We start from the raw sequence: 20,795 nt of genomic DNA, 5'->3' as shown, positions 1-20,795 counted from the left end.
TATAACCTTATTGTGGATTCTTATATTTTACTAAAGATGCTCCTCTATTGAAACGGCTGTATCTAAAATAGTTTTTTCAAATGGAATTGGCCTCCACTTAAAAATTTCCATTGCTGGTGAAATATCGGCACTTACCAAAGCATCAACAAATGGTAACATACCCTTCATCTCACTATTGAAAAGACTCATGAATTTTACCATTAAACTAGGTGCGGTTTTTGGGCTAGCTTTATCATATCCTCCATCTTTTAAAATTTGTGCTACGCTAACAAAAGAATGCGGTTTTGCAGAAGAAACAATCAATCTTCTTCCTTCGGATTTTAAATTCCCCAAAGCTTCCACATGAATTTTCGCTATGTCCCTTACATCAGACATTACATAATTACTATTTGGTAGCATTGGCATTTTTCCAGTAATTACTTTCTTTATCATCTCCATCGATGCACCTGATAAATTCCCTGTTAATGTTGGTCCATAAATAGGTCCTGGATTCACAACAGTAAGTTGAATTTTGTTCGGACCCGTTTGATTTGAATAAAAATCCCATGCTGCTTTTTCAGCCATCGTTTTACTTTTAATATAAGCAGAAACTTTATCGTTTTTGGCATCAGTCCAGCTATCTTCATTCAAATGATTAACTTTTTTATCTCCTGCCATAGCTACTGTTGAAGATGTTAAAACTACCTTCTTAACACCAGTTTTTTGAGCAAATTTTAATGCCCGTAGCGTTCCATCGACCGCTGGCTTTATCAATTCGTTTTCATCTTTTGGTTGCGCAATCACAAAAGGTGATGCTACATGTAATACGAAATCACAATCGCGCATTGCTTGCTCCCACCCTGCATCGTTAAGTAAGTCTAGTTTACAAAATTCTAAATTATCTTTTGCATCAACAACCTTTGCTATTCCTCTTCTTACCTCTTGCTCTTTTGATAATTTCCTTATCGATCCTTTTACTTTGTATCCTTGCTTTAATAATTCAACTGCACAATGTTGCCCTACAAACCCCGAAATACCTGTCAACAAAACCTTTTTTTTCATGATATGAATTCCCTTAATTATTATTACTTTTGTTTTACAAGTAAAAATACATAATTACTTTCATTTTGCAAGTAAAAAATTAAACAAATTAATTATGAGTTCCAAATTTAGATGTAATTGCCCCATAACTTCTACCTTAGACATACTTGGTGATAAATGGATGATAGTCATTATAAAACAGATATTAATAGAAGGTAAGCGAACTTTTAAAGATTTTACGGAAAGTTCAGAATCAATAGCAACCAACATATTATCAGCCAAATTAAAAATACTGGAAGAATTTGATATCATCAGAAAGACCAAACTACCTCATAATAAAAAAACGAACCTTTACTTACTAACTGATATTGGTTTAGGTTTAACTCCGATAATTGTTGAACTTGCTGCATGGGGCGATGGTAATTTAAGGAAACTAAACCCTACCCTTATCAATAATGAAGCAATGGAATTATTGAGATCCGATAAAAATGCCTTTGCCAATTTGATTGAATCTCGATATAGAGAAACAATAAAAGCTTTGAATATATAAATGACCTTATTCTATAATCTATAAAATGAAAGAAGAGCTTCATACCATACTTAATCAATATGCCCCAATACTAATTAATGATATTGACCTATTAATTAGTAAATGGACTGTTAAAGAATTAAAGCGACAAGAAAACTTTATCACATTTAGACAAAGAAATAATTCAGTCGGGTTCTTGAGAAAAGGATTATTAAGAAGTTATTATCATGATGATAAAGGAAACGAACAAACTACTGCTTTTATAGAAGAGAACTCTTTTTTTCAGAATTAAAGAGTTATCGAACTCAAAAGTTAAGTGAAAGAACCATTGAAGCTCTTGAACCTAGTGAAATATTTGTGTTAACATCACAAAATATTCTAGAATTAAGAAGTATGATTCTACATTGGGGGCTATTCGAAACTAAGTATTTCGAAAAAATCTTGAAAGACAAAATCAATTTCCAAAGAGAATTAACACAAAGCTCTAAAAAAGAAGCTCTTCAATTATTTATGGAAGAATATCCTCAATCGGCAAAATTTGCTCCAAGACAAAACATTGCTTCCTTTTTAGGAATGACTCCATATACACTTAGTAGAATCAAATTGTAATTTTTGATTTCTTGCATTTTAGCAAGAGCTCTGCGAACACCTGAATCTAATTTAGCATAATATTTAAAATTAATCAATTATGCTAAAATTTAGAATGAGCGTCCTGTTATTAATCTTTACCTTAACAATTGTATCATGCTCTGATAGTAGTGAAGAAGTACCTTGCACCGCAGATACTACAATCGATTTTCCTACATCGACTATAACTCAAATCGAACCAAATAAACATAGAGTTTATACGGATATCGTAATTAATGGATCAGCTGAAGAAGTTTGGAATATACTAACAGATTTTACAAACATGCCCGATTGGAGTAGTTCTTTTCAGGGTCTTTCTGGTGAAATTAATAATAATAGCGAAGTTACCATAACTTACATTTTACCAAGCCCAACAACCGGAGAACCAACAGAAAGTCAATTCAACCGTACGTTATCTTACATCGAAGGCCAACAATTTGGTTGGTCGACGGAGAGCACAACCTTTCCTGGCATTATTGATAATCATATTTTTAAGGTTGAAGCCATCTCGGATTGTCAATCAAGGTTTATTCAAACGGATGAATATCAAGGAACGAATAGCTTCTTTACTACTAATGATTTGGCAAATGCATCAATACCTTTATATAATCAATTCAATACAGAATTAAAAGGTGAAGTAGAAAAGCAATAAAAACAATCCTTTTGAGAGCACCCGTCGGTGCTCTCCAGAAAAAGAAGTTTAGTATATTACTAATTTTGTTGTTTCCACTTTATTATTTTCATCATCAGGATAGTAGATTACTTCATATAATCCTGGCTTTAGATAAGCTACTACATTTGTTTGAATCTTAGAAATTTTCTGACTGAATACTAATCGACCATCTAGACTAAATACCTCCAAACGCCCTTTATCAATGGTTTTATCAACTCGTAAAGTAAATTTACCTTTATTGGGGTTAGGAAATACTACTAGTTTATTTTCGGTTGATTTATTCGAACCCTCTGTTTCGCTAATACTATTAAAATCTTCCAAATAATCATCTATATTATTTGATATTTGTCCAGTATCTCTTGGGCCATCATAGTTATTACAATTGTACCATGCACTATTATCTCGATGTGTTTGGTCTATATAAGCTAGAAAAGTTCCACCTGCTTCAACACTAAACCCTGGCTCCAAAGTAACAGCTCCTCCAGAGAATGATGTTATATCTCCTGTTTTTTTTATAATATAATCGCCTGGATCTGTTTTATAGGTGATATTACTTCCGAACGAAACCTTTTTCCACCCCTTATACCATGCCTTATAACGGTAATCTGGTGAAAGTATATGGTTTTCTCCTATAACTTTATTTTGAAGAGCAACTTCATCCGCTTCAACTTCATTTACCAAAAAGTTCACCAATGGGTTGAAATCACTACTTGTAACATCTCCATACTCATCAACTGTTTTTTTCATTACGATATGATCCCAACTATGAATATCCGCATAAACGGCTTCAAAAGGCGTAATATTAAAATGATCAGAAGGATGCCCTAAATTCGGATATCCATAATTATTGGTTACAATATTGCTGCCACTTGGAGTGAGTCCCGCTATAAATAAATCATTCGTTTGTAAATTGTATTTGATATTGTTGTTTTCCCATTCTGTTGGATTAATAGCTAAAGAGGATACTAATGGTAAAAACGACGTTTCATCTTTATAATACTTTGTTCCAAACCCAAATGCTCCTAATCTTAAAATTGTAGTAGCTCCGCCTGCTAGCCCATCATAAAAAAGTGTTTTATACCCTCCTTGTGCCAAATCCCATTCGTAGGCATTTTGCATATGATATTCCTTTCTTATATATAATGGAATAAATACGGCAATATAAAAATCTCTTCTTCTGAAAATACGGCTAGGAGAACTAGTTGAGTAATGAGACGCTTTTATATCTCGATTCACCACTCCTACTCCATAAGGTGTTATACCTGGAGCGTTTTGAGAAAAAAGGAGTTTCCCCGGGTATAAATTCCATTTGTCGTTATAATCATCTTTATAACTTCCTGTTGACACTGCAACATTTCTTGTAAAAGCTGGAAAAGTCTTTCGAGTATCTCCTGTGTTCGAATAATGGTGATGAAAATCACTTGCTATTTCATTTTGATAATCTATTGCATTGGAATCAGGATGTGGTATTCGTTCTTTTCTAAAAATATTAGTTCCAGGCAAATCAGTATAACTATTAATACTATAAAGTCCCATGTCAGTCGATGCTGGGTCAATCAAACTACTATATGCGATACCAGCTACAATGTTCGTATTTGAAAATGTTTTATAAGTAGCCTGCGCGAATAATGGAATATTAGCACCATGATGAGGTGAATCAAAAGGTACATACAATCTTGTATGATGATGATCTCCCCCTGCTTCCATATGCTCTTTTTCTAATTTAAGTAAGGCATATCGTGCATTTTGTCCTCCCATGCTATATCCCATTAAAATGTTTTCCCAATCTTCATCTGGGTAATTTATTTTTTTTAGATTATTGATGTTTTTGATAAACTGAGCCAATTCAGTGCCCGTTTTTTGTAAGGATAAGAAGCCGAAATTTTGCCTTACGAATATAATATCATAACCTAAACTAACATATTTATCAAACAAACCTCCAACATTGAATTGATTCCAGTATTTCTTCATAGAAAAAGGCTGGATTAAAGGTCTGTAGGGCGGTGATATGATAATTGGTCTTCTAATTTTACCGTTGTTACCGCAACCATACTTAATGCCAACTCTAAACTTAAGTCCGTTGAAAGGTATTGGATTTACGTTTCTCCAAATTTCATCCCAAGGATCATCATCATCTTCTCTACCCCTTGTCTCTTTAGATTCCTCACTTTTTGTCGTAATGTAAAACTTTATGTCCTCAGTAAAGTATTGACCATTCAATTCATAAGACACTCTGGCAATTGCCTTTGAATAATTAATTGTCCTGTTATATTGTAAACTTGAATTCCGTTTTCCAAATGTTTGAAAACCATTTCCATCATTAAGATTGATTTCTATGTTTTGTATCGTTATGTCTTTACTAGTAATAATAAATTTTGAATCGTACTTTAACTGACCTATTTCATATCCGTTATCAGGATGCAATTCAATAATTCCAGCAGCTTTAAGTAATACTTTTTTATACAAAGATCGATTTTCAGAATACGGAACCAGCTGCCCTTCTTTGTTTTTAAACTTCGTTGTTCCAGCTAAGCTATCAATAAAACTAACATTATTCAATATTAACCCAAAGGGTTGAATTAAATCATCTTCGTCTGTTTGATTTTTAAAGAACTCCATAATATCTTCTGTAATACCTTGAATGTTGCTAACCTCTTTGGAATCTATAGAAGCAACTGATATATTCGAAAAGACATCTAAAAAATCATTTGGTGCAAACGTATGACCATATTTTCCATTAATTTGATCTATTGTGATAGGACTCTTGTCAAAAGATCTATTTAGTAATACATTATCGAAATAAGAAGGATTTAAACGACCAAAAATGTAATTAGCGGCTTCGATATCATCACTAAACGTATTTCCTTTTCTTTGAGAAAAGCATTCCAATGGAATAATGGAAACAATAGTAAAAAATATGAGTATAACTATTTTATTCATGAGTACATTTTTTAACCTTTCTTTGATTTTGCTTTTCTATCTTTTTTTCTAACTCAATAACATATAATGTAAGTTCTTCTATCTTTTGCAAAAGGAGAGCATCCATTTTTCCTAAATCAATTCCATTTTCAACAACTTCATCAGCACTTGGTACTCCGGGTAAATGTTTGTTCTTTTCTATAAATGATTTTACATAAGAAAGAGGTTTTAAATCATAATCCTCCGCGAACACGTAATCCGCCCAATCACTTGACGTATGTAGTGCTACTTTAACTCTCTCTGTCATAATGCCATCCGCCACATATAACTTATAATTACCATTATATGTAGTGGGTTCCAAAGGGTCAAGGCCTATACTTACTTTTCCATTATTTTTAATAAACATGTAGTAATTACCATGTCCAGTGGTGGCACCAGAGGGTTTCCAAAAATTTAATCCCTGAGCTCCTTGATTGTATTCAATTCCCCATTCACCATAGGGAGCGTTAGTTTCTGATCCTAAAAGTAAAGATGCTTGATTCCCATCCATTAAAGTAAATCCCTCTAAATGAGAATCTAGACTTGTAGAATTGTTATTTCTTACTTGAAGTGTGGCATCAGGATTTGTAATTCCAATACCAATTCTGCCATTTGACTTCATTGTTAATAAAGTTCGATTATCATTTCCGTAATGAAAAAATAGATGTCGCTTCGATGCAGCAATTTCCCAGTTGTAATTTTGTTCGGGACTAGGTCCAAAAGCAGTAACATTGTGAACTATCTTTAATCCAGTAGTATAGCTCGATAACGGTGCACCTAAAGGGTAAGCAAGACCTCCCGCATGTTTTCGGAATATATTTAACTTTCTCTTTGGTAATACTATAGGTGAAGGAACTCCATATGGAGAGAAGCCAAAAAGCTCCTTACCAATGGTTAGGTTTTTATGTATTATAGCTGCTCCGCTTTGAATGACAGGGTCAGTTCCCGTCCATTGTGAAAATGCACTATAACTAAATAAAATTAGGACAATAGTTAATATTCGTAGCTTCATGTTTCTTTGGATTTATAGTTAATATTGAATGAAAGTTGTAATAACTTCTATCAAATATCATTATTTTAATGCCTGACCTTTACCTATTTCATTTCTAATATTATATCACTTGATACTTTTTTTGATCTTTTTACTATATATTTAGTATATGGTTAGTATTAAGCAGATTAAAAGTTTTATTGTTGTTTCTGAAGAACTTAGTTTTCGTAAAGCTTCTGAAAGGCTATGTATTTCTCAACCACCCTTAACCAGGCTTATTAAAAGTTTAGAGAGTGAATTGAGAGTAACATTGTTTAAAAGAGAGAAGAAAAAGATCTCACTTACCTATGAAGGCTCAATTTTTTTAGAAAAGGCTCGCGAAGTCCTTCTAAAACTTGAAGAGGCAACTGATTCTTTAAGACTCTTTGATGAGGATACTACTGGTACTTTACGTATTGATTTCACTTTTTTTGGTATATCAGAATGTATGCAAAAATGTATAGAAACCTTTAGGATAAAATATCCTAAAGTAAAATTAATAATAAGTGAAACTGAAGGTTCTTATAACGTGAAGGAAAAAATTTTAAGTAATAAAACCGATATTGGAATTACCTATGGTTTCGGATTAGATACAAGAATTAGCAGTCTTATTATAGAGCATGACCATGTTTTATATGCCATTCCAGAAAGCAATGCTTTTGCTATGAAAGAATCGATATGTTTAGGAGATTTAAAAAACGAACATTTTATATTATTCCCTAGACTTGCCGACCCAATTTGGTATGAAACTTTTCTAGAAAGATGCTATTCTTTTGGGTTTTCTCCAAAAATCATTCAGCATGTGGAGTCTATGTGGAAAAAAGTAAATCTGGTTTCCTTAGGAACAGGTATAACTTTTACTGGTAAGAATTTTTCCAAATACAATATTTCAGGAGTTAAGTTTATTTCTCCAAAAGAAGGTCAAACTCAAACACTACCTGTTAACTTTTCTCATCGAAAGACCAATGATAATCCCTTTCTTGATAGTTTTATTAAAATAATAAAAAATGAAATTAAAAGCAATAGAGCTATTGAACTAGATTAACAAGGTTAAAAATAGCTCCTAGTAAAAAATCCCATACTTAAAAACACAAGTATGAGATTTTTCTATCCTTATTTCGAAAAATTTGATGGCAGCCTATAAAGACAATAAATTTGTAAACAATTTATAAGCTCCAGAAACTCCAGCTGGAAGTTCTCTAAAGAAACTTACTCCAGTATATATATAGTTTCCTTTACCGTACTTTGCAATAAGTAAACTTCCTTTTTTTGGAGATTCTCCTTTGTCATTCATTGATAAAATAGGCACGTATTCTTTACTCCAAGAATTTGGAAAATACAATCCACGTTCCTGCACCCAACCTTCAAAATCTTTCTCGTTTATTTTATTAGGATACTGTAAAGCTTTATGATCTTTAGCTAACATGGTTACTTTTGCATATTCATCGGTAACCCTATCTCTAGACAATTTTAATTCATAAGGAGCTTTTACATCAACACGTCTGTTTGTATTGTATTGAACAATCATATTCCCTCCATTCTTAACATATTCCAATAAGTATTTTTGCTTGAATTGCAATTCCTTTTTAGTATTGTATGCTCTAATTCCAACAACAACTGCATCAAATTTTGAGAGAGTTTTCTCATTTATTTCAGTAGGTGTTATTTCCGTTACCTTATAACCTATTTGTTTTAAACTTTCAGGAACAGCATCTCCCGAACCTTGAATATATCCAATATGAGACCCCTCTTTTTTAATATTCAATCTAACCACCTTTGCTTTTGACTGGAGTAAAACTGTCTGCTTTGGAATATGATCATAATTTATTTCAACCAACTCCTTATCGTAAATAGTACCATTTACAGTAGCAATGGCATTGATATAACCTTCCGATTCATTGGATGTTGGAGCAATCATAAAGTCTACCATTTGTACATCTCCTTTTTGCTCAATTGAAAAAGAAATTTGTTCCGGAGTAACCTTCCACCCTTTAGGTGCTTTAATTTTAACCGTTCCATTCGTATTATCTGATCCTGCTTTTACTTCTATATTCACTTTCTGAGCATCGCCATTCGCGAAAATCAATACTTTATCAGCCAATTTGGTTGTTACCTGAGGTACAATTTCAAAAGGTTCATATATCTCTCCTTTATCTCTTTGAGAATATCGGTAAACAACAGGTTTTACGAACGAAATATCTTCTCCATTAATAGTAAGATTGTATTTTATGTTAAAAGGCCTTTTACTTTCAGGGTTTCCTATTTCCCTTTGATCCGCCACTTTATACATTCCTAAATCCCATGATTTTTCTAACCAATATGGAGCAGAGTATTTCATATTTCCTACGCTAATAGTTTCTGAAAAATTTTCTTTGGAATTTGGTCTAAGCTTTAAATTTTTCAATAAAAGTCTTTCCTGTGGTTGAATTTCCATAGAAACGAACTCCATCGGGATATTACTTCGATTTAAGGCTTCAAAATTTATTTTCACACTACTATTCGGTGTAGTACTTGAACTAACCGCAGAAGCTTCTAAATACAGTCCTGCACATGCTTTTATAATCGCTTTAAGCTCTTTCGATTTTATTCCTTTCCAATGTTCGTTCTTTAAACCTTGAACTAACTTGTAAGCCTTCATCAATTCAGGTAAATGTTTTGATGGATCGATAAAATCAAATTCCTTTTCAACTTTATGCAGAATATCTCCAATTTCTTTTCCTTTTTTAACACGACTCCATGTTGTATTAATTCCTGAAAAGATATTTTCTTTATCGGCTGGGAAACCTCCTTTTAAAAATTCTACATATTCTTCTTGACTTCCCCTTGTTGTTAAACGTCCAAATCCTTGACATAGATGTTGACTACTTGCCATTGAGGCCAGCTCATTATTAGACAAGCCTTTTAGTGGATAATATGTTCCAATATCAAATTTTAACATTTTTGATTTATCAGCTTTAGCAAAATTATCACGACTTCCATAAAACCACCATGAGGTATTAAAAAATAATCGATTTGGTTGCCAAGGTTCCGTATAACTTAATTGATCTGAATATTTCGATGGATCATTAGCTAAATCAAAAGCTTCAACACTTAGCATAGCTGAGGTTGTATGATGACCGTGGGTAGTCCCTGGAGTTCTATGATCAAACCTGTTAATAATTACATCTGGTTTAAAAGTTCTAATCGTCCAAACTACATCAGCTAAAACTTTATCCTTATCCCAAATTTTTAAGGTTTCATCTGGATGTTTCGAATAACCAAAATCATTAGCTCTTGAAAAACGTTGCTCTCCACCATCAACATTTCTTGCAGCGAGTAGTTCCTGTGTTCTTATAACTCCTAATAATTCTCTTATTTCTGGTCCTATTAGGTTTTGACCTCCGTCACCTCTTGTTAAAGACAAGTATCCAGTTCTTGCCTTATCATGATTTGCCAAATAGGCTATTAATCGTGTATTTTCATCATCGGGATGCGCCGCTATATATAAAGCCGATCCTAAAAAATTAAGCTTTTGAATTTTTTCATAAATCTGGTTCGAAGTTAGTTTTTGTTGTTTTTGAGCTATTATTGATGAGGTCATCAATAAAAATGAAAGAAAAATGGTTACTTTTTTGTTCATTTTTAACGTTTTGATTGTTAACAAAAATAAGTTTTTTGTTTCGGCAATTCATCAAATTAACAAAATGCTAACATTTAAATTGAATAGAAGATAAATTCCACACATTCTTTTAAAAAATAAACAAGCTATTAAAATAAATAACTCCTTGTCGTAAAACAAGGAGTTATCATGTGTTTATTTAGGGAAAAGGTTTATTTACGTTGTAAATATCTTCTTAGTTTATTTTAAATTCCATTGGAAAGCTATAGCTTACATTTACTTCTTTACCATTATGCTTTCCTGGGACAAATTTTGGTAATAAAGAAACGATTCTAATTGCTTCTTTTTTCAAAATTTCAGTGTTTTGAGGAGCTATTGTTTCTAATTCCGTTACATTTCCTTCCGAGTTTATCACAAAACTTACTAAAACAATACCTTCTATTTTATTTTCTAATGCTTCTTTCGGATAGTTAAAATTAGAGCTGATATGTTGTTGAATTCCGAAATTAAAACAAAGTTCTTCATCCATATTTCCTTCATTACATGAACTAAAAGCAGGTAAAGTATCAACTTCTGAAAATGAAACTTCCACTTTTTCGTTAGCCTTATTACTAACTACATTGTTGATGTTCTTTTTAATATTAGCCAACTCTAAATTTTTAACAGGCTTTTCAATTTCAATTATACTTGCCACGAAATCAACTTTTCTTGAACGTTTCCTTCTTTTAAGATATCTAGTTCTTAAAGGAAGTTCTTTTGATGTTTCTATTGCATCATTACCTTCATTTTCAACTTCACACTTATTCAATGAAATTGAGTTAGGATTATTGATCTCTTCTTTTGGGGATGTACAGTGTTCCTGAGCTATTATTTGCTGAGCAACAAAAAGGGCGATTAAAATTGTTAGTTTTTTCATGATAAAATGTTCTAATTCTTTTACTTTATTTTATCTTAATAGTTTCAAAGGGTTTTCTACTATTATGACGCATTTTTTATGAATAAGTCACATTAAATCACTAAATAATTGAAAATAGTTTAATTATTAGCAGAATGTATTGAATTTAAACCAACACCCTAAACACCAACAACATGCTTTAATTGTTCAGAAAATATTCGTCTTTAAAACCGATTAGATATAATTTTTCTTGCGCACGAGTAACCGCTGTATATAACCAACGTAAATATTCTACATTAGCCCCATCTGGTAAGTAAGGCTGTTCAATAAAAACAGTCTTCCATTGTCCACCTTGTGATTTATGGCAAGTCATAGCATATGAAAATTTCACCTGTAAAGCATTGAAGTATTTATTTTTTTTCACTCCCATAAATTGTTTATACTTTGATTTCTCATGAGCGAAATCTTCTCGAACCGCTTCGTACAATTTATTCGATTCTTCATAACTTAATGAAGGGCTTTCACTAGTTAGTGTATCTAACAGTAATACTGTTTCAAAAGGTTTCATATCAGGATAATCAATCATTCTGATTTCAACTTCAGCAAATTTAAATCCGTATAACTCTTTAGTATTTCGAATTCGTAAAACCTCACAAATATCACCATTTGCAATAAACCCAGCCGACGAAGAATCTTTTAGCCAGAAATAATTATTTTTAACAACCATAACATAATCTCCAGTTGAAATTTCACTTTCCTGGTCTCTGATTTTGGTTCTTATTTGCTGATTGTATTGATTTGCTCTTTTATTTGAACGAACAATGATAGCAGTATCTTCCACTCCTATTTCTCCATCATATGCCGAAGTTATGGCATCTTGTATATCATATCCATCTACTAAACGAACAATATCAGGAAAATCCGTATCAAACTTAAAATCAACGGCGTCATTCTGAATAAGTAGTCTTAAATCCGTTGCATTGAACAATATTCCTGAATCTCCCTGTTGACGTACAACTTCGTTTAATTCAATTTCTGTAATTTCTTTATTAAACTCAAAAGCCAGTTTATCTGCTTCCAACGCTGGACTAACATTTAATTTTACTGGTGGTAATTGAGCTGTATCACCAATGAATACAATTTTACAATTCTTACCAGAATAAACAAAAGAAATTAAATCATCCAGTAAAGAACCGTTTTCAAATAATTTAGAGTTTTGCTTCTCATCAGATATCATGGAAGCTTCATCAACTATAAAAATAGTATCGGTATGTTTATTTGGTTGCATAACAAAACTTACACCTCCACTACCTTGTTTCTTTGGAAAGTATATTTTCTTATGAATTGTAAATGCCTGTTTTCCAGAATATCCCGAAATAACTTTTGCAGCCCTTCCTGTCGGAGCTAATAGCACAGCCTTCTTCCCTGCTCTCCACAAATTATTTACTACGGTACTTATTGTAGTTGTTTTTCCTGTTCCTGCGTATCCTTTCAATACAAATAAGGCACGGTTATTGTCTTCAAAAATAAAGTTGGTCAACTCATTTAATAACTCATTTTGTTTGTAAGTTGGCTCGTATGGAAATTTTCTAAGTATTTCAGTATAAAATTTGTGTGCTGATGCTATCATAAATTCAAATAATTTTCAAAGATAAATCTATTTATAGTTAAAAATTTTCATCATTAAAAAAAAATTGTAGATTTGCGAATATCATATATTAAAAATTAGAAGTAAAATGAATATATTATTGATTTTAGCCGCGGTTGTAGTTGCTGTCTTACTAGCAGTCGTGATTGTTAAGTTTGTACCACTAAAATTAAGATGGTTAGTATCTGTTGTATTATTAGCAATTGCTGTTTTCTTGGTTTTCAAGATTTATAACGGGGTTATGGAACCAATTAATTTTGCCAAAGAGAAAAAGGTTCGCTATGCTAAGGTTATTAAGAATTTGAAACTAATACGCGACGCTGAGATAAAATACAGCGAGGCTTTCGGAAAATACACCAATAATAAAGATACCCTAATCAACTTTATTGAAAATGGAGAATTAGTTTTAACAAAAACTAGAAACCAACCTAAAACCATTGATGTTGGTGGTGGAATTACCAAAGAAATTTCTGAAAAAGTTATTGATACTATTGGTACTGAACCAGTAAGTAAATACTTTGAAGGTAAGGACTATAAAAACATGTTTAAAGTACCAGGTACCAATGCAGAATTTGAATTGGCAACTGGAACCGTAGAAAAAGTACAAGGATTAAACGTACCTGTTTTTGAAGCTAAAGCTAGTAAAGAGCCTATTTTAACAGGGTTATCTCGTTCTTTAATAAAGCAAGAATTAGAAGCTGTTGAAGCTGATCAAATTAAAGGAACTCACGTTTCTGTTGGATCATTAGGCGAAGTAACAACAGGTGGTAACTGGCCTCCTTATTACGACAAAGCTGATGCACTTGCAAAAAAAGAGTAAAAAAATAAGCGCTATAGCGCCGCATAAAAGTCTATCCATCCAATTCAGTTTGGATGGATTTTCTTTTTGTATTCGAAACTCTGAATCGAAAGAAATATTAAATTATACCGAATACTCTTTCGATAAAACTGTGGCTTCTCCAGAACTATTGTTAGAGAAAATAATGTTTATTTTTGGGAACGATAGCGAATTGCAACAGGAATTCACCAGCGTTTTTGCTATTCATCAGAATAATTTAGCTACAATTGTTCCCAACGAATACTTCGATCGAAATAATTTAAAGCCTTATTTAAACTTTTCGGTAAAGACATTATCTACGGATTTTTTAACATATGATAACCTCGAATCGATAGAAGCACACAATGTTTATATTCCATATGTAAATATTAACAACTTTATTTTTCAAAATTTTGGTGAATTTGAATATAAACATCATTCCTCTCTTTTAATAAACAAATTACTTTCGTATTCAACATCGAAAGAAAGTGAAATGTTTGTATATGCTGGCGTTTCTCAAATGGATATTCTGGTTATGAAGGACGAACAATTAATTCTGTATAATTCGTTCTTGTACGAAACAAAAGAGGATTTTATATATTATATTCTGTTTGTTGCAGAACAACTTCACCTCGATCCTGAAGAATTTAATCTTACTTTACTTGGAAAGATTGAAGAAAACTCCGATCTATATCAAATCACATACAAATTTGTGAGAAATATTAATTTTATAGAAAGCTCAACAGTCTATTTTAATAGCAATGACGAACTTTCAAATCACTCAACTTATCTATTACTTTTATAATGCGTATTATTTCTGGAAAACATAAAGGAAGAAGATTTTCAGCTCCGAAAAAGCTGCCAGTTCGACCTACAACTGATATGGCGAAAGAGTCGTTATTTAATATTATTAACAACTTATACTACTTCGATAGTATCTCAGTAATGGATTTATTTTCTGGTACTGGAAATATCAGTTTAGAATTTGCATCAAGAGGGGCACAAGAAGTTTATGCTATTGATGCTCACTTTGGTTGTATTAAGTTTATTAATGAAATATCAAAAGAGCTCGATTTAAATATTTCTACATACAAAAGCGATGTATATAAATTTTTAGAAAAGACTCCACTGCAAACAGATTTAATATTTGCTGATCCTCCTTATAACTTTAAAGAAGAAGAGTTTATTAAAATTGCTGATATAATATTTGAGAGAAACCTACTTAATGAAGATGGTGTTTTAATAATTGAACATTCAAAACACACCACATTGTCTGGTCACCCTAAATATAGTTATGAGAAGCGATACGGGGGAAGTGTATTTAGTTTTTTCGAAATTAAAACCGATTAACTACAATATTTTGATTTTTATCGAATTTACGGGGGTAATAAACTAAAAATTAGTTCTGAATCATCGTTTATAAATAATTTTAAGAAACCTTAAATATTTATACGATGCCCCTAAAAATAAAGAAAAGCGACAACTTTTTTCATTTAAAAGGAGATTTAAACATTTCAAGCTTTAAAAAAGTTGAAAAAAAGTCAATAACTTTCTAAAAAAGCAGTCTAATGTTACTTTAAACATTAACGATGTTGATGATATTGACATGAATACAGTAAATTCTATTGCTAGGTTATATACAAAAGTTCTAAACCATAATAAACAACTAAACATTATTGGTTATGGCACAAAAGATATATACGACGAGCTAATTGCTCGTAATATCCTCTAATATTATGTATTAATTTGTTCTCTTTCTCAAGAAAACTTTTAATCTGTTAAATAAAACCATTGAACATAAAAAACCCTCGAACTGGTAAAGATTCGAGGGCATTTTAATCAAAAATGTAAATAGTTCCCTATTTATTTAGCTAACCAATTCGTTGCTCTTTCTTTTGTCAATAATACTCTGAACTACTTCAGGGTTTAACAAAGTAGAAACATCGCCTAAGTTATCTAACTCGTTATGCGCTATTTTTCGCAAAATTCGTCTCATAATTTTACCTGAACGAGTTTTTGGTAACCCTTCGGTAAATTGAATTTTATCTAATTTGGCTATTGGGCCAATATGCTCTGTAATAATTTGATTTATTTCTTTTCGTAAATTATTATGATCTCTTCCTTCACCAGTTTCCTTTAGAATTACGTATCCATATAAAGCATTTCCTTTAATATCGTGTGGAAAGCCTACAATGGCGCTCTCTGCTACTGCAGGATGCTCATTAATAGCATCTTCAATTGGTGCTGTACCTAAGTTATGTCCAGAAACGATGATTACATCGTCTACTCTACCTGTAATTCTGTAATACCCTACCTCGTCACGTAATGCTCCATCTCCTGTAAAGTACTTGCCTTTAAAAGCAGAAAAATAAGTATCCTTATATCGTTGATGATTACCCCAGATACTTCTTGCCATAGATGGCCATGGAAATTTAACACACAAACGACCGTCTACTTGATTTCCGTGAATTTCACTTCCTTGTTCATCCATTAAGGCTAATTGGACTCCTGGTAGTGGTAAGGTAGCATATGTTGGTTTTGTTGGAGTTGCATAAGGTATTGGCGAAATCATCATTCCTCCTGTTTCTGTTTGCCACCAAGTATCAACAATTGGGTTCTTCTTTTTCCCTACATTATCATTATACCAGTGCCATGCTTCCTCATTAATAGGCTCTCCAACGGTTCCTAGCACTTTTATTGATGATAAGTCATACTTATCTACATAATCTAAATTCTCTTTAGCTAAGGCTCTAATTGCAGTTGGAGCTGTATAAAATTGTGACACTTTATGTTTTTCAATAATTTGCCAAAAACGCCCAAAATCAGGATAACTAGGTACCCCTTCAAACATTACTGTTGTAGCTCCGTTCGCTAAAGGTCCGTATACTATATAACTGTGTCCAGTAATCCAACCAATATCGGCAGTACACCAATACACATCTCCCTCTCTATAATTAAATACATTTTTAAAAGTATATGCCGTATATACCATGTATCCCGCTGTGGTATGAAGCATCCCTTTAGGGCTTCCTGTAGAACCTGAAGTATACAAGATAAACAATGGATCTTCAGCTTTCATTACTTCCGCTTCACAATGGTTAGACGCCGCATCTAACAATGGCTGCAACCACTGATCTCTTCCTTCTTTCATTGGAATCTCAGTATGAATTCTTTTTGCTACCAACACCGTCTCCACTGTTGGGCAATCTTCTAAAGCTTCATCTACAATTCCTTTTAAATCTATTGTTTTTACACCTCTGTACGATCCGTCAGATGTAATCACCATTTTGGCCTGACAATCATTTATTCTTGTTTCTAATGCAGAAGATGAAAACCCTGCAAAAACCACAGAGTGTATTGCTCCTATTCGCGCACAAGCCAATAAAGAAATAGCCAATTCAGGAATCATTGGTAAATAAATACAAACTCTATCTCCCTTCTTTATTCCATTCTCCTTTAAAACGTTTGCAAACTGATTTACTCTTTTATGAAGCTCATTATAACTAATCGCTTCAGCTTCCTCATCAGGGTTATTGGGTTCAAATAAAATGGCGGTTTTATCTCCTCTTGTTGTAAGATGACGATCAATACAGTTTTCGGTAATATTTAATTCAGCTCCTTCAAACCATTTTACCTCAGGCTTTGAAAAGTCATAGCTTAAAACTTTATTCCATTGTTTTTTCCAAACGAAATGTTCTTCTGCTACTTCTTCCCAAAATAACTCTGGGTTTCTTACTGATTTTCTATAAACTTGATAATATTCCTCTAAATTCTTTATATGATAGTTACTCATTAATTCAACCGTTTACATTTTTCGAAACCAAACTATATCTAATATATTGATTTGACATATTTTTTCTACTAACAACATGTTTTTAGCATTTAAATACATATATAAATCAACAATCATCATCAATCTTACCTTAATAATTTCGAATGAACAATAAAACGAACACCTAACGGAATTTCTAATGAAAAACTCGCTCCCCTTCCTTCGATTACATCAATAATTAAATGAGTATGCTTCCAATATTCAAACTGATCTTTATTCATATAAAAAGGAACCTCTAATAGTTCACCAAGCAGAATATCGCTATCATCTATATAAAAATCCTCTTTAGGTAAAAGCATTGGGGCTGACCCATCGCAACATCCTCCGCTTTGATGAAAAATTAAATTTCCATGTTTTTTTTTCAGTTCTTGAACTATTATTTGTGCCTTTTCTGTAATCGCTACTCGTTCCATAAAGTTTTAAACTTTCTATTTTTAATGCCCTTAAAAAATTAAAAAGGTTGAATAACTAGTATTCAACCTTCATGAGATTCTTCTTACACTTTAATATGAATTACTATCTATTTGAAGCAATCGAATTTTATATACTTTTTAATAAAATGATTATTTTCTATTAAAAGAATCCCAATTTATTTTTATCGTAGGAAATCAACATGTTTTTAGTTTGGCGATAATGATCCATCATCATCACATGATTTTCTCTTCCGAAACCTGACTTTTTATACCCTCCAAAAGGTGCGTGTGCTGGATAAGCATGATAACAATTCACCCAAACGCGCCCCGCTTTTATATCTCTTGGAATTTGATATAATTGATGTGCATCACGTGTCCATACACCAGCCCCTAGTCCATAAAGTGTGTCATTTGCAATTTCAAGAGCTTCTGCCTCATCTTTGAATTTGGTTACACATACAACTGGGCCAAAAATTTCCTCTTGAAACACTCTCATTTTATTATGACCTTCTAAAATAGTAGGTTGAATGTAAAATCCTTTTGCCAAAGGTCCACTTTTATTAGCCTCTCCTCCACATAATACTTTAGCTCCTTCTTCAATACCAATTTTAATATACGACTGAATTTTTTCATATTGATCATTGGATGCTTGTGCTCCCAGCATCGTGTTTACATTATATGGATCAGCTTGTACAATTGCATTTGTACGCTCCACAACTCTCTCTAAAAATGCATCATAAATATCTTCCTGCACTAACAAACGAGAGGGACATGTACACACTTCACCTTGATTAAATGCAAATAACACTGCTCCTTCAATAGCTTTGTCTAAAAAAGCATCATCTTCATCCATAACACTATTGAAAAATATATTAGGTGATTTTCCTCCTAACTCCATTGTTACAGGATTAAGATTCTTTGAAGCATATTGCATTATTAACTGCCCCGTAGTTGTTTCTCCTGTAAATGCAACTTTATCTATTTTAGAACTAGAAGCTAATGGTTTTCCTGCTTCAGGTCCAAATCCATGAACAATGTTTATAACTCCAGGAGGAAATACATCAGCTATCTTTTCTAAAAGCAGCGTTGCCGAAGATGGTGTTTGCTCTGCCGGCTTAAGCACGACACAGTTTCCTGTTGCTAAAGCCGGAGGCAATTTCCATGACAACATTAATAAGGGGAAATTCCATGGTATAATTTGTCCGACCACTCCCAACGGTTCTTTTATATTCATTGATACAGTATTGGCGTCTAACTCTGTTGCTGTTCCTTCCTCAGCTCTAATGCAAGCCGCGAAATATCGCCAATGATCCGCGGACAAGGGCGCATCAGCATTTAAAGTTTCTCTAATAGGTTTACCATTATCACATGTTTCAACCAATGCAAACTCTTCCAAATTAGCTTCAATAATATCCGCTACTTTATTCAATAACGTTGCTCGTTCAGTAGCCGAGGTTTTACCCCAAGAATTCTTCGCAACATTTGCTGCATCAATCGCCAACTCAATATCTTCCTTTTGAGATCTAGGATATTTAGCAATCACACTTCTATCAATTGGCGAAGTATTTTCAAAGTATTCTCCTCCAATTGGTGGTACAAATTTTCCATTTATAAAATTCTCATATTTATCTTTAAAAGTAGGTTTTGAATACTGCATAGATTAATGGTTTAAATTAACAATCCATTGTTTACACCCCGAATTAATACGAATAAAACAATATTTACAAAGGTATTTTATCAAATACAAAACAAAATGAACATATTTATTAATTCATTGCACATATCTATCATATTTTCTATTTATCCTTTATATTTCGTAATATTGTGTATGAATCCATTGTTAAATCAGCATAAGCAACAAAGAAAACTTACTACTTTAATCGAAAATAAAACGACCTATAACGCTGAGTTTTCAGAGTTGAATATTTTCGAAACACATGCCTATGCTGAAAAGGTTTCATTAACTTTTGATTTTCCTGTTATTGCTAGTATGCTTTCAGGTAAAAAAAGAATGTACTTACCTAATACACCTACTTTCGATTTTGTTCCTGGAGAGTCTGTAGTAATGCCTTCCAATAAAGAAATGATTATTGACTTTCCTATTGCTACGAAAGAATCTCCTACCCAATGTTTAGCTTTAGGAATTGATACTCATAAGATTGAGGAAGTCGTTTACAATTTCAATCAATCTGTAGCTATTGAAAACGAAAATAACCAATGGAATTTGAGTGATCAATGTTCTCATTTACTTCACAATGAAGATATTAATCATTTAGTTTTGAGGCTAACTCATACTTTTATTCAAAACAACTCTTCAAAAGATGTACTTTTAAATTTAATGATTCAGGAACTTATTGTAAGACTTCTTCAAACAAAAGCCAAATCATTAATCTTGAACGATAAAGACCGAACTTTTTCGGACACACGAATTGGTATTGTGATTAAATTCATCAAAGAAAATTTAACAAATAAGAATATCACCGTTGAATTATTGGCTAAGAAAGCCTATATGAGCGCTTCTCACTTTCACAAGCAGTTTAAAAACACCCTAGGAATTTCTCCTATTGATTACATAAATGCTGAAAAAATTAAGTTTTCGAAAAAACTAATGAGAGAATCTAAAAATTACAGAATGTCTGAAATTGCTTTCAAATCTGGCTTTAACAGTACTAGCTACTTTAATCGTCAGTTTAAAAAAATGGAATTAATGACTCCTCAACAATTTAAAAAATCGATTCTACTTTAGTATTTTTAG

General features: G+C 32.4%; 18 protein-coding genes. 9 read left to right on the top strand and 9 right to left on the bottom strand.

Annotated features, from left to right (window positions below; translation table 11 throughout):
- Positions 1 to 30: 30 nt before the first annotated feature.
- Positions 31 to 1,041: an NAD-dependent epimerase/dehydratase family protein gene (locus BLW23_RS02735; protein WP_093667705.1), complete on the bottom strand. Its 1,011-nt coding sequence runs from the start codon at positions 1,039 to 1,041 to the stop codon at positions 31 to 33.
- Between the two features lie 94 nt (positions 1,042 to 1,135).
- On the opposite strand from BLW23_RS02735, the gene BLW23_RS02730 reads away from it, so the two are divergent.
- The 4 genes from BLW23_RS02730 to BLW23_RS02715 all read left to right on the top strand — a co-directional run bounded on the left by BLW23_RS02730 (position 1,136) and on the right by BLW23_RS02715 (position 2,828).
- A complete protein-coding gene (locus BLW23_RS02730) occupies positions 1,136 to 1,570 on the top strand; it encodes a winged helix-turn-helix transcriptional regulator (protein WP_093667704.1) in 435 nt (144 codons plus the stop codon).
- A gap of 25 nt (positions 1,571 to 1,595) precedes the next feature.
- Entirely contained in the window at positions 1,596 to 1,841 is a 246-nt protein-coding gene (locus tag BLW23_RS02725) for a cyclic nucleotide-binding domain-containing protein (protein WP_093667703.1), read from the top strand.
- 101 nt (positions 1,842 to 1,942) lie between these two features.
- Positions 1,943 to 2,158, top strand: a complete 216-nt coding sequence (locus BLW23_RS02720) for a hypothetical protein (RefSeq protein ID WP_093667702.1) — start codon at positions 1,943 to 1,945, stop codon at positions 2,156 to 2,158.
- Positions 2,159 to 2,237: 79 nt separating this feature from the next.
- Complete coding sequence (locus tag BLW23_RS02715) at positions 2,238 to 2,828, top strand: SRPBCC family protein (protein WP_143032089.1); 591 nt, start codon at positions 2,238 to 2,240, stop codon at positions 2,826 to 2,828.
- 48 nt (positions 2,829 to 2,876) lie between these two features.
- On the opposite strand, the gene BLW23_RS02710 is transcribed toward BLW23_RS02715, so the two are convergent.
- Positions 2,877 to 5,789 (bottom strand): T9SS type A sorting domain-containing protein, encoded by a 2,913-nt coding sequence (locus tag BLW23_RS02710; protein WP_093667700.1) that lies wholly within the window; start codon positions 5,787 to 5,789, stop codon positions 2,877 to 2,879.
- Positions 5,782 to 6,819, bottom strand: coding sequence for a hypothetical protein (locus BLW23_RS02705; RefSeq protein WP_093667699.1), 1,038 nt, complete (start codon positions 6,817 to 6,819; stop codon positions 5,782 to 5,784). Before BLW23_RS02705 ends, BLW23_RS02710 begins: the two co-directional genes overlap by 8 nt.
- A gap of 148 nt (positions 6,820 to 6,967) precedes the next feature.
- Here BLW23_RS02705 and BLW23_RS02700 point away from each other — a divergent pair, with 148 nt between their 5' ends.
- The gene (locus BLW23_RS02700) at positions 6,968 to 7,882 is read left to right on the top strand and encodes a LysR family transcriptional regulator (RefSeq protein WP_093667698.1); all 915 of its coding nucleotides are present in this window, start codon (positions 6,968 to 6,970) and stop codon (positions 7,880 to 7,882) included.
- Positions 7,883 to 7,975: 93 nt separating this feature from the next.
- Here BLW23_RS02700 and BLW23_RS02695 read toward each other — a convergent pair whose 3' ends face one another.
- From BLW23_RS02695 to BLW23_RS02685, 3 genes are all read right to left on the bottom strand, one after another.
- Positions 7,976 to 10,456, bottom strand: coding sequence for a PIG-L family deacetylase (locus BLW23_RS02695; RefSeq protein ID WP_255362717.1), 2,481 nt, complete (start codon positions 10,454 to 10,456; stop codon positions 7,976 to 7,978).
- Between the two features lie 214 nt (positions 10,457 to 10,670).
- Positions 10,671 to 11,351, bottom strand: coding sequence for an energy transducer TonB (locus BLW23_RS02690; RefSeq protein ID WP_093667697.1), 681 nt, complete (start codon positions 11,349 to 11,351; stop codon positions 10,671 to 10,673).
- A gap of 178 nt (positions 11,352 to 11,529) precedes the next feature.
- The gene (locus BLW23_RS02685) at positions 11,530 to 12,960 is read right to left on the bottom strand and encodes an ATP-dependent DNA helicase (protein ID WP_093667696.1); all 1,431 of its coding nucleotides are present in this window, start codon (positions 12,958 to 12,960) and stop codon (positions 11,530 to 11,532) included.
- Between the two features lie 106 nt (positions 12,961 to 13,066).
- Between BLW23_RS02685 and BLW23_RS02680 the strand changes: the two genes are divergently transcribed.
- The 3 genes from BLW23_RS02680 to BLW23_RS02670 are packed head-to-tail and all read left to right on the top strand — an operon-like array spanning position 13,067 to position 15,145.
- Positions 13,067 to 13,798, top strand: a complete 732-nt coding sequence (locus tag BLW23_RS02680) for a hypothetical protein (protein ID WP_093667695.1) — start codon at positions 13,067 to 13,069, stop codon at positions 13,796 to 13,798.
- Positions 13,782 to 14,600: a DUF3822 family protein gene (locus BLW23_RS02675; RefSeq protein WP_255362716.1), complete on the top strand. Its 819-nt coding sequence runs from the start codon at positions 13,782 to 13,784 to the stop codon at positions 14,598 to 14,600. Before BLW23_RS02680 ends, BLW23_RS02675 begins: the two co-directional genes overlap by 17 nt.
- Entirely contained in the window at positions 14,600 to 15,145 is a 546-nt protein-coding gene (locus tag BLW23_RS02670; RefSeq protein WP_093667693.1) for an RsmD family RNA methyltransferase, read from the top strand. Before BLW23_RS02675 ends, BLW23_RS02670 begins: the two co-directional genes overlap by 1 nt.
- A 517-nt stretch (positions 15,146 to 15,662) precedes the next feature.
- Here the strand turns inward: BLW23_RS02670 and acs are convergent.
- The 3 genes from acs to BLW23_RS02655 form a co-directional block, all read right to left on the bottom strand.
- Positions 15,663 to 17,588, bottom strand: coding sequence for an acetate--CoA ligase (acs, locus tag BLW23_RS02665; RefSeq protein WP_093667692.1), 1,926 nt, complete (start codon positions 17,586 to 17,588; stop codon positions 15,663 to 15,665).
- Positions 17,589 to 17,713: 125 nt separating this feature from the next.
- Positions 17,714 to 18,040: a DUF779 domain-containing protein gene (locus BLW23_RS02660; protein WP_093667691.1), complete on the bottom strand. Its 327-nt coding sequence runs from the start codon at positions 18,038 to 18,040 to the stop codon at positions 17,714 to 17,716.
- 160 nt (positions 18,041 to 18,200) lie between these two features.
- Positions 18,201 to 19,697 carry an aldehyde dehydrogenase family protein gene (locus tag BLW23_RS02655; RefSeq protein ID WP_093667690.1) on the bottom strand — a complete coding sequence of 499 codons (1,497 nt, stop codon included), beginning with the start codon at positions 19,695 to 19,697 and terminating at the stop codon, positions 18,201 to 18,203.
- Between the two features lie 171 nt (positions 19,698 to 19,868).
- On the opposite strand from BLW23_RS02655, the gene BLW23_RS02650 reads away from it, so the two are divergent.
- Entirely contained in the window at positions 19,869 to 20,786 is a 918-nt protein-coding gene (locus BLW23_RS02650) for an AraC family transcriptional regulator (protein ID WP_093667689.1), read from the top strand.
- Positions 20,787 to 20,795 lie beyond the last annotated feature (9 nt).

The organism is Tenacibaculum sp. MAR_2009_124 (assembly GCF_900105455.1).
Lineage (GTDB): Bacteria > Bacteroidota > Bacteroidia > Flavobacteriales > Flavobacteriaceae > Polaribacter.
The sequence above is the reverse complement of the archived record's forward strand: the minus strand, read 5'-3'. Positions and strand labels throughout refer to the sequence as shown.

Bases quoted from the DNA above. Each gene is read 5' to 3' on its own strand.
- BLW23_RS02735 (WP_093667705.1), bottom strand. From the start codon at position 1,041: ATGAAAAAAAAGGTTTTGTTGACAGGTATTTCGGGGTTTGTAGGGCAA.
- BLW23_RS02730 (WP_093667704.1), top strand. From the start codon at position 1,136: ATGAGTTCCAAATTTAGATGTAATTGCCCCATAACTTCTACCTTAGAC.
- BLW23_RS02725 (WP_093667703.1), top strand. From the start codon at position 1,596: ATGAAAGAAGAGCTTCATACCATACTTAATCAATATGCCCCAATACTA.
- BLW23_RS02720 (WP_093667702.1), top strand. From the start codon at position 1,943: ATGATTCTACATTGGGGGCTATTCGAAACTAAGTATTTCGAAAAAATC.
- BLW23_RS02715 (WP_143032089.1), top strand. From the start codon at position 2,238: ATGCTAAAATTTAGAATGAGCGTCCTGTTATTAATCTTTACCTTAACA.
- BLW23_RS02710 (WP_093667700.1), bottom strand. From the start codon at position 5,789: ATGAATAAAATAGTTATACTCATATTTTTTACTATTGTTTCCATTATT.
- BLW23_RS02705 (WP_093667699.1), bottom strand. From the start codon at position 6,819: ATGAAGCTACGAATATTAACTATTGTCCTAATTTTATTTAGTTATAGT.
- BLW23_RS02700 (WP_093667698.1), top strand. From the start codon at position 6,968: ATGGTTAGTATTAAGCAGATTAAAAGTTTTATTGTTGTTTCTGAAGAA.
- BLW23_RS02695 (WP_255362717.1), bottom strand. From the start codon at position 10,456: ATGAACAAAAAAGTAACCATTTTTCTTTCATTTTTATTGATGACCTCA.
- BLW23_RS02690 (WP_093667697.1), bottom strand. From the start codon at position 11,351: ATGAAAAAACTAACAATTTTAATCGCCCTTTTTGTTGCTCAGCAAATA.
- BLW23_RS02685 (WP_093667696.1), bottom strand. From the start codon at position 12,960: ATGATAGCATCAGCACACAAATTTTATACTGAAATACTTAGAAAATTT.
- BLW23_RS02680 (WP_093667695.1), top strand. From the start codon at position 13,067: ATGAATATATTATTGATTTTAGCCGCGGTTGTAGTTGCTGTCTTACTA.
- BLW23_RS02670 (WP_093667693.1), top strand. From the start codon at position 14,600: ATGCGTATTATTTCTGGAAAACATAAAGGAAGAAGATTTTCAGCTCCG.
- acs (WP_093667692.1), bottom strand. From the start codon at position 17,588: ATGAGTAACTATCATATAAAGAATTTAGAGGAATATTATCAAGTTTAT.
- BLW23_RS02660 (WP_093667691.1), bottom strand. From the start codon at position 18,040: ATGGAACGAGTAGCGATTACAGAAAAGGCACAAATAATAGTTCAAGAA.
- BLW23_RS02655 (WP_093667690.1), bottom strand. From the start codon at position 19,697: ATGCAGTATTCAAAACCTACTTTTAAAGATAAATATGAGAATTTTATA.
- BLW23_RS02650 (WP_093667689.1), top strand. From the start codon at position 19,869: ATGAATCCATTGTTAAATCAGCATAAGCAACAAAGAAAACTTACTACT.